The organism is Streptomyces sp. NPDC032091 (assembly GCF_055580265.1).
In genome coordinates this window covers 390,530-404,424 of sequence record NZ_JBVILR010000001.1, presented here as the reverse complement: position 1 = coordinate 404,424, position 13,895 = coordinate 390,530, and the positions used below count along the sequence as shown (strand labels likewise).

The 13,895-nt window shown below is 76.5% G+C and carries 11 protein-coding genes; 1 reads left to right on the top strand and 10 read right to left on the bottom strand.

The window, feature by feature from the left end; translation table 11 throughout:
• The first annotated feature begins 39 nt into the window (after positions 1 to 39).
• On the top strand, positions 40 to 657 hold the full coding sequence (locus tag ACZ5NJ_RS01870) for a TetR/AcrR family transcriptional regulator (RefSeq protein ID WP_468761615.1): 618 nt from the start codon (positions 40 to 42) through the stop codon (positions 655 to 657).
• Positions 658 to 678: 21 nt separating this feature from the next.
• On the opposite strand, the gene ACZ5NJ_RS01865 is transcribed toward ACZ5NJ_RS01870, so the two are convergent.
• The 10 genes from ACZ5NJ_RS01865 to ACZ5NJ_RS01820 all read right to left on the bottom strand — a co-directional run bounded on the left by ACZ5NJ_RS01865 (position 679) and on the right by ACZ5NJ_RS01820 (position 13,855).
• Entirely contained in the window at positions 679 to 867 is a 189-nt protein-coding gene (locus ACZ5NJ_RS01865) for a hypothetical protein (RefSeq protein WP_468761613.1), read from the bottom strand.
• Positions 868 to 949: 82 nt separating this feature from the next.
• On the bottom strand, positions 950 to 2,164 hold the full coding sequence (locus tag ACZ5NJ_RS01860) for a JmjC domain-containing protein (protein WP_468761611.1): 1,215 nt from the start codon (positions 2,162 to 2,164) through the stop codon (positions 950 to 952).
• Positions 2,161 to 3,138 carry a thiopeptide-type bacteriocin biosynthesis protein gene (locus ACZ5NJ_RS01855; RefSeq protein ID WP_468761609.1) on the bottom strand — a complete coding sequence of 326 codons (978 nt, stop codon included), beginning with the start codon at positions 3,136 to 3,138 and terminating at the stop codon, positions 2,161 to 2,163. The genes ACZ5NJ_RS01860 and ACZ5NJ_RS01855 overlap by 4 nt, the downstream gene beginning before the upstream one ends.
• A gap of 1 nt (position 3,139) precedes the next feature.
• Complete coding sequence (locus ACZ5NJ_RS01850) at positions 3,140 to 4,609, bottom strand: hypothetical protein (RefSeq protein WP_468761606.1); 1,470 nt, start codon at positions 4,607 to 4,609, stop codon at positions 3,140 to 3,142.
• Positions 4,610 to 4,629: 20 nt separating this feature from the next.
• Positions 4,630 to 6,579: a TOMM precursor leader peptide-binding protein gene (locus ACZ5NJ_RS01845; RefSeq protein WP_468761605.1), complete on the bottom strand. Its 1,950-nt coding sequence runs from the start codon at positions 6,577 to 6,579 to the stop codon at positions 4,630 to 4,632.
• Positions 6,576 to 8,351 carry a hypothetical protein gene (locus ACZ5NJ_RS01840; RefSeq protein WP_468761603.1) on the bottom strand — a complete coding sequence of 592 codons (1,776 nt, stop codon included), beginning with the start codon at positions 8,349 to 8,351 and terminating at the stop codon, positions 6,576 to 6,578. Before ACZ5NJ_RS01840 ends, ACZ5NJ_RS01845 begins: the two co-directional genes overlap by 4 nt.
• Complete coding sequence (locus tag ACZ5NJ_RS01835; protein WP_468761601.1) at positions 8,348 to 10,945, bottom strand: lantibiotic dehydratase; 2,598 nt, start codon at positions 10,943 to 10,945, stop codon at positions 8,348 to 8,350. The genes ACZ5NJ_RS01840 and ACZ5NJ_RS01835 overlap by 4 nt, the downstream gene beginning before the upstream one ends.
• Entirely contained in the window at positions 10,942 to 11,862 is a 921-nt protein-coding gene (locus ACZ5NJ_RS01830; RefSeq protein WP_468761599.1) for an ABC transporter permease, read from the bottom strand. Before ACZ5NJ_RS01830 ends, ACZ5NJ_RS01835 begins: the two co-directional genes overlap by 4 nt.
• Positions 11,859 to 12,842, bottom strand: coding sequence for an ABC transporter ATP-binding protein (locus tag ACZ5NJ_RS01825; RefSeq protein WP_468761597.1), 984 nt, complete (start codon positions 12,840 to 12,842; stop codon positions 11,859 to 11,861). The genes ACZ5NJ_RS01830 and ACZ5NJ_RS01825 overlap by 4 nt, the downstream gene beginning before the upstream one ends.
• Positions 12,839 to 13,855 carry a hypothetical protein gene (locus ACZ5NJ_RS01820; protein ID WP_468761595.1) on the bottom strand — a complete coding sequence of 339 codons (1,017 nt, stop codon included), beginning with the start codon at positions 13,853 to 13,855 and terminating at the stop codon, positions 12,839 to 12,841. Before ACZ5NJ_RS01820 ends, ACZ5NJ_RS01825 begins: the two co-directional genes overlap by 4 nt.
• Positions 13,856 to 13,895 lie beyond the last annotated feature (40 nt).

Sequence of the window (13,895 nt, the reverse complement as noted above, 5' to 3'; positions counted from 1 at the left end):
TACCATGAAGAAGGCGGCCGATGAACGGAGACAGCGGATATGCCCAAGCGCGTGGACCACGAGGAACGGCGCGGCCAGATCGCCGAGGCACTGGTACGGGTCGCGGGACGGCGCGGGCTGCACGCCGTCGGCATGCGGGACGTCGCCGCCGAGGCCGGGGTGTCGCTGCGGCTGGTGCAGTACTACTTCGAGACCAAGGAGAAGCTGCTCCTCTACGGGCTCCAGCACCTCACCGGCCGGTTCACGGCCCGCGTCGGCGCGCGCCTCGCCGCCGCCGGCCCGGCCCCGGGACCGCGGGCGACCGCCGAGGCGCTGGTGCTGGCCTCGCTGCCCACCGACGAGGAGAGCCGCACCTTCCACCTCCTGTACTCCTCGTACGCGATCCTCTCCGTGACCGACGAGGCGCTGGCCGCCCAGCCGTTCATCGACAACCCCGACGCCGCCGAGGACGCCCTGGCCGGACTGATCGTGGCGGCGCAGGAGGCGGGCCTGGCCGACCCGGGGGCGGACGCGCGGACGGAGGCGATCAGCCTGCTGGCCATGGCGGCGACCCTGGGCACGAGCATCCTGGTCGGCCAGCGCGGGCCCGAATCGGCCACCGCGGTGCTGCGCCACCACCTGGACCGGATCTTCACCGCGCCGGAGGGCACCGCTTAGGCCGTCTCTTCCGGAGACGACCTAGCGGGAGGCCTTCGCAGCCGCGTTCCTGGGCCGGCGGAGGGTGTAGATCACGGTGGAGATGCCGATCGCCAGGGCCAGGATGCGGGGCATCGGCTGTACGTCGTGGGGCAGCGCGCCGATCGCGACGACGACGGCGAGGGTGAGGGCGACGACCAGGGCGACGGTGATCACGGGACGGGACTGCATGGCGGTTCTCCTTCGGGAGGGGAGGGGCGTGCGGGAAGGGGCGCCCCGTGCGCCGGGGGAAGGCGCACGGGGCGGGGTCGGGTCAGGCGCGGGTGAGGAGGCCCTCGTGCCACAGGCGGCGGACGACGTCCTCGGCCAGGGGCAGCTCGGCCGGGGTGAAGCGCGGGCGGGCCAGCAGCTCCGCCAGGACCGGGGCGGCCGCCTCGGGGAAGGTCAGCACCCGGTCCGCCAGGCGCAGGAGCAGGTGCCCGCCCTCCACCACGGCGCTGAGCACCGTTTCGCGGTGGACCTCGAACACCGTGTCAGGGGTGATCGGCTCGTCGGCCAGCACCGCCGAGACCTGGCGCAGCGGAGCCGGGAACTGCCGGATCGCGGCCCCGGCGAGGAGCGCGGCCAGTTCCTCGTCGGAGGTCCCGGCGAACCAGTCGGCCAGGCCCCGGCGCAGGTCCGCCACGGCCTCGGCGGCCGCGGCCGGGTCCCGTACGAAGTCCGCGGGGAACGTCGTCCGGCCGGGCACCTCCACGACGCGCGAGAGCAGTTCGCCCACCGCCCAGTGCTCGGTCCACGCCGTGAGGCTGAGGGTCAGGTGCAGGGAGGAGACGCCCTCGCTGCGCGCCGAGTGCACCCAGCCGCGCGGCAGCCACAGCACGTCACCGGGTTCGAGGGTGAGCACCTTCCACGGCTCGATGCCCTCCAGCCGCTCCGTCGTCCACTCGGGGCGCTCGCGCAGCCGGTCCCACGACTCGTGGGCGAGCGGGGCCGGCAGGACCGGCTCGCGCAGGGTCCACACCTTGGTCCCCTCGACCTGCACGATGAAGGAGTCGCGCGGGTCGAAGTGGGCGGCGAAGCCCTGGGACTTGGGCGGGGTGACGTACGCGTTGACGTGCACGGGCCGCGAGGTGTCGTGGGCCAGGGCGCGGGTGAAGCGGGCGAGGGGCTCGCTGTACTCCTGGAGGCCCTGCATCACCAGCGAGGCGCCCTCGGCGAGTTCGCCGGCCGTCCTGCGCACGTCCGGCGCGTCCGCGTACATCAGCGTCGGGCGGGTGTAGCGCTGGTCGGCGATCTGGGCGCCGCCGCTGATCACCCGGAAGTCGGGCAGGCGCCGGCCGGAGGTCGCGAGGGAGGCGTCGAGGGCCGCCCAGCCGAAGAGGTCGGAGAAGTCCCCGGGGGCGCGGAAGACCACCGGCTCGGCCGGGGTGTCGGCGCGGAAGGCCTCCGGGTCGGCGGTCAGCCGGCCGAGCGCCGCGAAAGCCGGCCGGGACAGGGCCGAGGGGGTGGTGGTCGTGGTCGTCGTCATGCCGTCCTCGCTGCGGTCGGGAGGGTGGTCGGGGCGGGGGTGGCGGCCGGGGCGGCCGGGGTGGCGGTACCGGCCTGGCGGGCCAGCAGCAGGTAGCTGCGCAGCTCGTCGAGCGTGCCCAGGCCGAGCCGGTTGTGGAGCATGTGGACGTGGGAGAACACGATCCGCGCCAGGTACGCGCCCGCCGAGGCGAAGGGCCCGGTGACCGCTTCCGACAGCGCCGTCCGCCAGGGGGCCAGCGGGCCCGGGGAGGAGGTGGCCCGCGCGATCAGGTCGTGGCCGTCGGCGGTGAGCCGGTCGGCCGCGATGACGCACTCCGCCTCCAGCGCCGTCAGCACCTCCTGCGGGTAGCCCGCCTTGAGCGCCCAGTCGCTCCAGGAGCCCGCCCCGAAGGCGGCGAAGAGACCCGCGTCCAGCACGGAGGCGGCCACGGCGGTGGCCCGCAGGGCGAGCGCCGTCCGCGCCCGGTCCGAGGGCCCGGTGCGCAGGAAGGCCAGGCACAGCGCGCTCGAACCGCCGAAGAGGTCCTCGGAGACGCCGATGAGACCGGGACCGCCGTAGCGCCCGTACTCGGGGACGTACGGGGTCTCGTACACGCCGGGTGCCAGCAGCTCCCGCTCCTCGACGGGGACCCCGCCCTCCCCCGCCGTGGCCAGCCGCCGGGACTGCACGGCGAACCGCGCCGGGTCCACGGGCGTCTCGCCCGGCAGCAGGACGTTCGCGGCCGCGAGCCGCTCCCGCAGGACCCCGCCCAGCGCGGCCGCCTCCGGGGCCGGGAGGTCACGGGCGCGCAGGCGCACGTGCGGGCCGCCCTGCCAGTAGCGCATGAAGAACCAGCTGCCGGACGGGAGTCCGGCCATGGCGGGACCGACCACGTCGGTGACGACGCGGTCGCCCACGGAACGGTCGGAGGCCGCCATGTGCAGGTGCCAGGAGGTCCAGGAGCGGTCCGGGGTGTTCGGGGTTTCGTTCATGTCACAACCTCAGGTCCAGGGGGAGTCCGTTGAAGCGCGGGGTGCCGCTGATGACGGACAGCAGGACGGTCTCGTCGGGCGCGAGCCCCAGCGGCCGCTGGACGGCGAGCCCGTCGAAGGCGCGCGCCGGGCGGGCGTAGAGCCCGTGGGCGGCGGCGTTCAGGCACAGGCCCTGGGTGATCCAGCCGGCCACGTACTGGGCCAGGGTCCAGGCGCCCGGCCCGAGTTCCGCGACCAGCGCGTGCTGGCGGACCGAGCAGAACCAGACCGCGGAGGCGTGGCGGACGTCGCAGCCGTTGCCGGGGGCGAGCTTGTAGCCGTAGTCCCGCTCCAGGTCCGCCAGGGCGCCGGGGCCGGGGCGGTGCGGCACCAGCCGGCCGCCGGTGAGGCGGTGGACGCCGTCCTCGAAGCCGTCGGTGGCCTGGACGGCCACCGTGACGGTGACGTGCTCCGCGACCCGGCGCAGCAGTTCGCCCGGCGGGGCGACGGCGGCCCAGGCGGCGGCGCCGGTGAGGGAGCCCCGCGACACCCGGCGCGGACGGCCGGCCATGCCGGTGAGGCCACGGGGCATACGGCCGGAGCCGCGCTCCCAGAGGGCCTCGGCCCAGGAGAGGCCGCGGGCGGCGGCGTCCTGCGGGATCGCGGGGGCGAGGGGGGCCGGTTCCCGGTGGGGGAGGGTGGACTGGGTGCGGTTGACCGCCAGGATCTGGTCGAGGGAGAGGTCCGCGGAGGCCGCTGCGCGCGGCTGCTCCCCGCCCCGCCCCTTCTCCGTTTCCGGGGGCTCCGCCCCCGAGCCCGTTGCGGGGGCTCCGCCCGGACCCGCCAGGTCCACCGTCAGGGGCCAGCTCCATTCGCCGTCCGCCAGGCCCAGCTCCGTCAGGGCCCCGCCCGACGTCGGGAGGGTCAGCCGGCCCTCCACGCCGAAGAGTTCCAGGCCCACCGCCAGGGCGCGCAGCGAGATGCCGAGTTCCAGTTCGGTGAGGGTGCCGCGCAGCGGGCCGTAGAAGGCGGGAAGGCGGGTGTAGCGGCCGGCCAGCAGGATGCGGCGGGCGGTGTCGCCGGCCGCGCCCGGGAGCTCCGTCAGGGCGTGCCGGTGCACGTCGAGGACCCGGGCCGGGCCCTCCCCGGTCAGGAAGGCGTGCACCGGGAAGAGGCTGCGGACGGAGGGCAGCGCCCGGTGCTCGAAGTACGGGTTGGTCAGCTCGGCCCGCTGGAGCCCGAACGCCGCGAGCAGCGCCCGTTCCGGCAGCCGGTCCGCCCCGGCCACCCGTCCCGCCGGGAACGCGGCGCGCTCCAGGAGTTCGGTGGTCCCGTACGGCAGCGCGGTGCCGGGCGCCCCGGCCGCCCCGTCGGGAAGCGGCCCGGAGGCCTCGGCGACCTGGGCCGGGGTGGGGAACTGCGAACGGCCGGTGCCCTGCGCGTGGGCGTAGCGCAGCACGCGGCGGGACAGGGTGTCCGGCGTCGTCGACACGCTCATCGGGGTCCTGCCTCTCAGGGGAAGGGGTGGGGGTCGTACGGGGCGCCGCGGTGCTCCTGCGGGGTGCCGCGCAGCGCTGCGGCCAGCCGGGGCAGGCCGGCGAGGCGCTGCTGGGCGTGGCCGAAGCACATCGGGAGGATCCCGGGCACGACCGCCTTGGCCACGGCCAGGCCGAGGTCGGTGTGGTCGCGGGTGGACTGGTCGACGAGGACGATCCGGTCCAGGCCGGCGTCCGCGAACCGGGCCCGTACGAAGTCCAGCGCGCCCCGTACGGTGCCGCCGGCGGCCCGCAGCAGGCGGTCCGGCCAGTCCGGGAAGGCCTCCTGGAGCGTGACGCGGGGCCCGCCGAGGACGGCCGTGACGCGGGGCAGGGTCTCGGGCCGGTTGTACAGGTCGACGTGGTCCTCCAGCACGTCGACCTGCCAGGGGTCGGTGACCATCGCCGCGCCCGCCTCCGGGTCGGCCGGGGGCCGGGTGCACATCTGCGTGAGCTCCCACAGCGCCGCGCGCACGGCGGACTCCGGGTCGGCGCCGGAGCCGGCGGCGGACCAGCTCGCGGGGTGGCCGCCGGTGCGGTTGACGGCCATCGCCCACACCAGGGGGATGTCGATGTCCTGGGTGGCGACCAGCAGATGGGCGTCGTAGCCGTGGATGTCGATGGTGTCGAGGAGCCGGCGCGAGACCGGGTCGGCCAGGCTCGCCGGGTCGATGGCGGGCAGCGGCCGGGCCCGGTGCCAGGACAGCAGGAACGCGTCCCGCTCCGCGAGTTCGAGGAGGGAGTGCAGGGCCGCCTCGGTGAGCCCGGAGCCGAGGGCGCAGCCGCTGGAGGAGTCCGGGAAGTGGCTGCGGCGGCGGTCGGCGTGCTGGTCGCGGCGGGCACCGTGACGGTCGTGGCGGTGCAGGTACTCGTAGCGGTAGAAGCCGATCTCGGCCGGGACGAGCGTCGGTTCGCCGGTGGCGAGGTCGTGGCCCCACACCCAGTCCATGGGGGTGTCGGGGGTGCTCGGGATGACCCGGGAGAGGGGGTGGGCGAGCTGCTCCTCGGTGTAGGTGCCGAGGGTGACCGGGTCGAGGGCGCGGTCGGCGACGTCGCGGTAGGAGAGGCCGGTGAGGACCTGCCCGTGGTGCGGGAAGCTGCCCATGCGCTCGTACGCCTCCAGGACCGCGACGGACTCGGCGCGGTCGAAGGTCAGCGCCCGGCCGTAGCCGTACGCCGGCGATTCGGGCAGGACGGCGTTGCTCATCGCGTACGGGGCGTCGAGGTCGCGCATGACCTGGAGGACCGGACCGAAGCGGGGGTCGACCAGGCGGCGGCGCAGCACGCCCGGGGCGAGCAGCGCGTCGCCGCCGGTCCCGCGGACGGGGTCGTCCGGCGAGGCGGCGGGGTCGTCGAGGACCAGCCGGGGCGGCCGGGCCGCCGGGTCGGGGGCGGTGGCGGGTCCGGCGCAGACCGGGCAGTTGAAGGTGCGGACGACGCGGTGGCGGGAGACGCCGGAGCCGCCCACAGCGAGGAGCTCGCCGGGGGCGAGGGGGTGTGCGGTGAGGGCGTCGAGGGCGGCCGCGAGCGCTTCGGCGAGGAAGGGCCGGGGCGGGCGGGCGCCGCGCAGGGGCTGCTCGATCCGGTCGGCCAGCGGGTGGTCGACGGCGATCCGGGACCGCGTCTCGGCGCAGCCGGGGCAGCCGGAGTCGGTGCCGGGCACCCAGAGGGGGCCGACCTGGGCCTCGTCGCCGAGGATCCGGACGGACAGGTACGGCCGCCCGTCCGCGAGGGCCCGCCGGTGCAGGTCCCGCTCCCGGTCGAGGTCCCAGCCGGTGTGCAGGACGACGGAGCCCGCGTCGAGTCCGGCGGCCCGGGCGTAGGCGCCGAGGAGCCCGACCAGATCGGGGAGGGCGGCCGGGGGCGCCGGGGGCGATGTTTCACGTGAAACGTCGACCGGGGCCGCCGTGTTGGGGGCGGTCGTCATGCCAGGGCCTCCTTCGGGAGGGCTTCCGTGACCGAGTCCGTGGCCGGGCGGGCCGTGACCGTGCCGAACCACAGCGGGGTCTCGCCCGACACCGGGTCGGCGGCGCGGGTCCCGGACGGGGTGAGCCAGAGCCGGGTCTGGGCGGCCAGGGCGGTCAGCGCGGCGGGGCCCGCGTGCAGCAGCGCGGTGGTGTCGGGCCCGGCGGTGACGAGTTCGCGCCCGCGGATCCGCCGGGTCTGGACGCGGGTCAGCGCGGTGCTGAGCGCGGCGACGGCCGCACGCGCGCGGTCCGGGCCCCAGGCGGAGGCGACGTCCTGCCCGGTGGCGCGGTCGTGGACCACGGCCAGCTGCCAGTCCACGCCCGGCACCGTGAGCAGGCTCAGTCCGACGCCGACGAATTCGTGGTCCTCCAGGGTGCGCCAGAGCACCTGGGCGGCCTTGTCGAGCTCCTCGAACGCGGGGGCGTCGCCGGCGGGTTCGGCCCGCCCGGCGAGCAGCCGCAGGGTGCCGTCGAGCAGCCAGCCCTCCTCGGTGGTGCCGGCGGCGCCGACGGCCTCCGGGCCGGGGTGCTGCTGGGCGCGCAGGGCGGCGAGGGCGGCGGCCACGGAGGAGGAGCGCTGGTCGGCGCCCCAGGCGGCGACGGAGCCGGCGGTGCCGTCCCGGTGCTCGGCCTCGGCGATGCCGAGCGGCAGCTGCGGCAGGTTCTCGGGCGTGACCAGCGCGAAGGGTCCGGTCCACCGGGCGGCGACGTCCTGAACCCGCGCCACGACCTCGTCCAGACCGGCACCGGACCCGACCGGCCCGGGCGCGATGGCCGAGGCGGCCGGGGCGGCGGCCCCGGCGGGCGCCGGAAGCGGGGGCAGGTCGATGCGGGTGGCGTTCAGTTCGGCGCCGTGGACCACGTAAGCGCTCTCGCCCACGGCCCCGGCGGTGCCGGTCAGCACCCGGTAGGCCAGCTGCCCGGCGAGGGCCCCGGCCAGCGCGCCGGCCGCCGCGCCCAGCGGGGCGGCGTCGGGGGTGCGGACCCAGTGGCCGACCCGGTCGGCCACCGCCTCCAGCCGCCCGGCGGGACCGGAGACCTCCGGGCCGACCAGGTGGAAGCGGGAGTCCTGGCGGACCGGCACGACGGGGCAGCCCGCCGGCAGCAGCGCGCCCACCCGCGCCAGCTCCGCACCGAGCAGCTCGCCCGGGGCGCACACGATCGCGACGTCCGCCCGCACCGGTGCGGCGGACTCCGGGGCCTGCGTCAGCAGCTCGGCGCCCAGGCGGGCGGCCGTGTCGGCCGCGGTGGTCGCCTCCGCGGCCGGGACGGCCAGGATCAGGCGGCCGACGCCCGTCCGGGCGAGGCCCCGGGCGGCGGGCAGGACGGAGGCGGCCGGACCGGAGACCAGCACGGTGGCCGCGCGCAGCCGGGCGAACGCCGCGTACGGGTCCTCGTGCAGGGTCTCCAGGTCGGCGAGGACGTCGCGGTACCGCTCACGGGTCTCCGCGTCCGGCTCCGGCACGCTCAGGGCGTCCAGGTCGAGGAGGAGGCCCTGCCGGCTGAAGGTGTTCAGCAGGGTGGCGACCACGGGCCGGGCGGCCTCGTTGCCGAGGGCGGCGACCAGGGAGTCCTCGTCCGCGCCGTCCTCCAGCAGCGGCACGCACACGTCGGCCACCCGGAACAGCGCCGCCGGACCGCGCACCACGAACGAGGTGCCCTCGGCCCCGAAGTAGACGCCGTCCCGCACCGGTGCGTAGTGCAGGGCCGGGCGCAGCCTCATCCTCATCATCGCTCTCCCTGGTCCTTGTCGTAGGTGAACCGTCCGCCGGACGGCCTGCTGATCTCGACCGCCCACTCGTAGGCGTGCGGTGACGTGCCCGCGGCGGGCAGGGCCTCTTCCACGAAGCCGCTGCCGTCCCGGTCGAGGAAGCGCGGCAGCACACGGCCGAGCAGCGCGCTGGTCAGGTCCACGTACTGCGGTTTGCGCTGCTTGGCACCGGATCGGCCGGAGCCCGCGCCCGCGGCCGCGGCGGGGGCCGGCTTGAGGACGACCTCGGCCGGAACCCCGTGGCGGGCGCGCCAGCGGGTCAGCGCCAGCATCCGGTCGGCCTCGCCGGGCCCCTGCTTGACGGCCTGCGCGAAGTCCTCGCCCGGGTACCAGCGGCGGCGCTGGAGGACGACGGACCCGGCGAGCAGCCGGGGCGTCGCCGGCTCGGCTGGCACCCCGCCGGGGCCGGGGCCGCCGAGGCCGCCGGGCATCCCGAGGTCGGGGAGCAGCCGGCCGCCCATGACCAGCCAGTTGGCCAGGCGCAGCGGGGGCGGCAGCAGCTCGGGGTGGCCGGTGCCGAGGGTGACGAGGTGCAGCGGGCGGCCGTCGGCGTCCTCGACGTGGAGCCGGTCGAGGTCCGGGTCGTGGACGAGCCGCAGCCCGTACCAGTCGTCGGCGCGCAGCCGCCGGTCGAGGACGGGCGCGTGCGCGTTGACGCTGACCCCGTGCAGGCCGCGGTCCTCGGCGAGGACGGTGCCGCCGGTGCCGTGCCGCTCCGTCAGGCGATGGCGCAGCCGGTGCAGGGCCTCCCCGCCGAGTGCGGCGTCGTGGCCGAGGAAGCGGCCGTAGAGCATGCCGTGGCCGGGGTAGGAGTCGTTGACGACCAGCCGGTCGCCGGCCGGCTGGACGAGGACGCTGTAGGCGACGGCGTCCCGGCGGAACCGCTCGGGCAGCGGGGCGGCCAGCTCCGCGAGCCACTCGGCGTCCCACACCACTTCGGTGTCGCCCGCGCGGGCGGCGAGGTCGGCGCGGAGCTCGCCGAGCATCCGGGTGCGCAGCGCGCGCAGCGGGGCGAGGCTGTCACTGCCCGCGATCACGCGCTCGTTGACCGTGCGCACCAGGTGGCGGGCGTGGTCGGTGAGGCTGACGGAGGCCCCGCGGCCGTGGAGTTCGACGAACACGTCGGTGAGCACGGCGCGGATGTCGTGGAGCCGGTCGAAGGCGGACAGGAACTCCATGGCGTGCGCGAGGTCGCGCAGCTGCCGGTCGAGTCCCCGGGTGTCGACCCGGGCCGGGGGCAGCACGTAGTTCTCGGAGACCAGGAGGACGGCCGGGCGGCGGGCCTCCTCGGTCAGCGCCGTGGTGAGGGCGCCGATGCCGCGCAGGGTGTCGGCGCGTTCGGCGTGCCCCGCGTCGGCGAGCCCGGCCAGGGCGGTGCGCAGGGCTTCGTGGCGCGCCGACCCGGCGAGCGGGTCGGCGGCGCAGTCCTCGGGGCCGTCGGTGGTGCACAGCAGCCCGGCGTCCAGGGAGCCCAGGACGACGGCGGCCGCCCGCTCGGGGGTGGTGCCGAGGGTGCGGGCGAGGTCGCCGGCGATGGCGCCGACGGTGCGGGGGCCCATGTCCGTGGCGTTCAGGAGCCGGCGCAGGGGTTCGGTGAGGGAGGTGGACAGCAGCCGGCTGCTGTCCACGCCGGCCTTCACGAAGGAGATCCGGTCCGGGCCGGGGCCCGGGGAGAGGCTGGGCGACTGCCGGACCCAGGTGCCGGGGCCCGGCGGGAGCGCGGGGTCGGCGGTGCGGGCGACGTAGCCGAGCATGGCCTGGTCGAGGTGGGGGAAGGAGCGGGCCCCGGTGAAGGCCACCTCGTCGGGGCGGGCCCCGTCGGGGGAGGGCACGGCCAGCCCGACCGCCGTGAAGCGGGCGAGCGGGCTGGTGCGCATCATGGCCCGGGTCACGTACTGGAGCAGCCCGCGCTCGGACTTGGCGGCCCGGGAGAGGGTGCCCTCGCGGTAGCCGACGGCCGCCCGGTGGACCTCGGGGGCCAGCAGCGCCAGCGAGCGCAGCAGGTCCTCGTCCCCGAGGAGGCCGGAGAGGGTGCCGCGCTCGCGGGCCAGGGCCCCGGGGTGTTCCCCGGCGGCCTCGGCGAGGAGGCCGTCGCGCAGGACGCGCAGCTCCAGCCAGGCGAGGAACTCGGCCGGGGCCGGGTCCGGGAGGGTGGCCGGGACCCGGTCGTTGTGCACGGCCCGGCGTACGGCGACCAGTGCGGCCCGCTCGTCGGCGGGGGCCGCGCCGATGCGCTCGTACAGGGCGTCGGTGCAGGCGGTGGCCCGTACGGCCAGTTCGGCCTCGACGCGGGCCAGCTCGTCGAGGATCCCGGCGAGGGCCGGGTCGGCGAGCCGGGTGCGGCGCAGGGGGTTGACGCGCAGCATCCAGACGGGCTCGGTCCGCTCCGCCGGGGGGCGCCCCGGGGTGTCGGCGGAGGCGCTCACCGGGGTGTTCTCCCCGGCGGTGGCCCCCGGTGCGGTGCCGGGGCCGCTCACCGGGGTGTCCGCCCCGGCGGTGGGCTCCGCGGCGGTGGCCCGCAGGGCGGCCGCCGGGCGTTCTTCTGTGACCGTCACCGGAAGTCCTTCCGGATCCGGTGCGTGCGCGCGGCGACGCACAGCAGGAGGCCGCCGGCGATCCAGGCGCCCAGGACCAGGGCCACCCGCCCGAGTTCCCAGCTGTGCGCGGGCTCCAGCGCGGCCATGTCGTCGGGCAGGAGGGCCGCCCGCATGCCCTGGGCCATCCACTTCAGCGGGAAGACCGCGCCGATGTGCTGCACCGTGTCCGGCAGGCCGGAGAAGGAGTAGTAGACCCCGGAGACGAACTGGAGGAGCACGAACGGGAACTGGACGGCGGCCGTGATCGTCCGCCGGTCGGTGATCAGCGAGCCGACCGCGATGCCCATCAGGGCGGTGGCGGCGGAGCCGAGGAGGAACACCCAGGCCAGGGTGGCCCAGCGTCCGGGGGTGGTGGGCAGCGGGAAGTCGAACACGGCGACGGCCAGGGCCAGTACGGCGACGGACTGGAGCAGCGCCAGGACGAGGACCAGGACCGTCTTCGCCAGGAAGTAGCCGCCCGTCGCGAACGGGGTGCCGCGCAGCCGCTTCAGCGAGCCGTCACCGCTCTCCAGGGCGATGCCGGTGGCGAGGACGCCGAACGCGGCCGACATGACGCCCGAGGCGAGGACGCCCGCGACGACCACGTCGTGCATGGGGACGGTGTGGTCGCCGGCCTTCATCGTGAAGATGGAGCCGAAGAGCAGCATCAGGACCACGGGCAGGGCCATGTTCATGGCCACCGCGGTGCGGTTGCGGAAGAAGACCCGCAGTTCGGCGCGGGCGCGCAGGACGCCGGTGCGGAAGACGCCCGGCAGCGGGCCGCGGGCGGCCACGGCGCCGACCGGGGCCTTCGCGGCGGCGGTGGCGCCGGCGCGGGTGGCGGGGGCGGCGGCCGGGGCCGGTGCGGTGGCCTGGAGGGCCGGGGTGGGCGTCATCGGGTCCTGCTCCTTTCGTGCGGGTCCTCGCCGGCGCGGTCGCGTGCGGCGTCCTCGATCAGCCGCAGGTAGCGGCTCTCCAGGGAGGGGCGGCGGATCTCCAGTCCGGGGACGTCCGTGCCCAGGCGGGCGCGCAGTTCCTCCAGGACGGGTCCGACCTCGGCGGTGGTGACGGTCCGGGTGCGGCCGTCCTCGCGCCAGGACACCTCGGTGCCGGCGTCGCCGCCGCCCAGTTCGGCGGGCGGGGCGACCTCCCGTACGTGGCCGCCGGCGAGGACCGCCACGCGGTCCGCGAGCCGTTCGGCCTCGTCGAGGTAGTGGGTGGTCAGCAGGACGGTGGTGCCCTCGTCGCGGAGCCGCTCGATCATGTGCCAGCAGTCGCGGCGGGCCTGCGGGTCGAGGCCGGTGGTCGGCTCGTCGAGGAACAGCAGCTCGGGGCGGCCCACGACCGCGAGGGCCAGGTCCAGGCGGCGGCGCTGGCCGCCGGAGAGGGAGCCCAGGAGGGCCTTGGGGCGGTCGGCGAGGTCCACCAGCTCCAGCGCCTCCCGGACGGGCAGCGGGTCGGAGTAGCACAGGCCGATCTGCTCGACGAGTTCGCCGACCCGCCAGCCCTCGTGGTCGGTGCCGCTCTGCTGGACGATGCCGATGCGGTTGCGCCAGGCGCGTCCGGCCTGGCCGGGGTCCTCGCCGAGGACGCTGACGGAGCCGCCGGAGCGGTGCCGGAAGCCCTCCAGGATCTCGATGGTGGTGGTCTTGCCGGCGCCGTTGGGGCCGAGCACGCCGAACACCTCGCCCCGGCGGACCTCCAGGTCCACCGAGCCGACGGCGACATGGGACCCGTACGCCTTGTGCAGGCCGGAGGTCCGGATGGCGAGGTCCGCGTCGTCCGCGGGTCCGCCCGCCGCCGCGCGGGCGGCGGGGCCCGTGCCGGTGTCCGTCCCGTCGGGGGTTTCGGTGCCGGGCCGGGTGAGCGTGCTCACGCCGCCTTCCTCTCCGCTGCGCGCCGCAGCCGCTCGCGCCAGTCCTCCCCGTACACCTCGTCGACGGTCTCGGCGATGGCGAAGCACAGGTAGTAGCGCTGGATGGGTGTCACGCCGAGCAGGGGGAGCCGGCTGTAGAACAGGTTGATGAGGAGCCGGTACGAGGCGAACCAGGACGGCGTCCGGTCCGCGACCCGGCTCTCGGCGATGGTCGCGTGGAACTCGCTGCGGCCCTCTCCGACGGGTCCGCGGTGTCCCGGCGGGGCCGTGGACGCGCGGTCCATGACGGGGGCCAGCCCGTCGAGCAGTGCGGCACTGAGGTCGCCGCGGGCCGCCGCGGTGTCGAAGACCCCCATGCCGTAGGCGAACGCCGCCCGGAACTCTGCGGCTTCGGCGCTCTCGGCCCCGTCCCGGGCCCGCTCGACGACCGCGCGCAGCATGGGCGCGTCGGCCTCGCGCCGGCGGGCGAAGGAGGGGCGCGGGTCCTTGACGGAGCCGGCCCAGTGCAGGAAGGCCTCGGCGTGCGAGCGCAGCGAGAACACCCCGTAGGCGGGGCCGCCGGGGTGGGCCGTGCACAGGGCGGTGAAGGCCTCCGCGAGGGCCGTCACGGGAACGCCCCCGTCCCGGCGGGCGGCGAGGTCCAGCAGCCGGGCCAGGGGGGTGAACATCCGGGTCAGCGCGAGGTCGCGGGGGGCTTCGAGGGCCTCGGGCCAGGTGATGCCGGAGTGCCGGTCGAAGAACTCGACGGTGCCGCGCGGGCGGAGCGGAAGGTAGGGGGGCTCGACGCGTTCCAGCCGGCCCAGTTCACGGGCCTGGGCGAGGTACTGCTCCCCGGTGATGGGCTCGGGGAGTTCCTCCAGCCGCCAGTCGACGGAGCCGGCGATGTCCTGCCACGGGATCCCGTCCGGGCCGCGGGCGATGAGCTCGACGTGGGGGCCGTGCTTCCAGCCACGGGCCAGGTAGGCCACGGTGGCGTTGTGCTCGATGCGCAGGGTGCGCACCAGCGGCGCCATCACCTGCGAAATCCATGCGGGTTCGATCGGTGATTGCGCA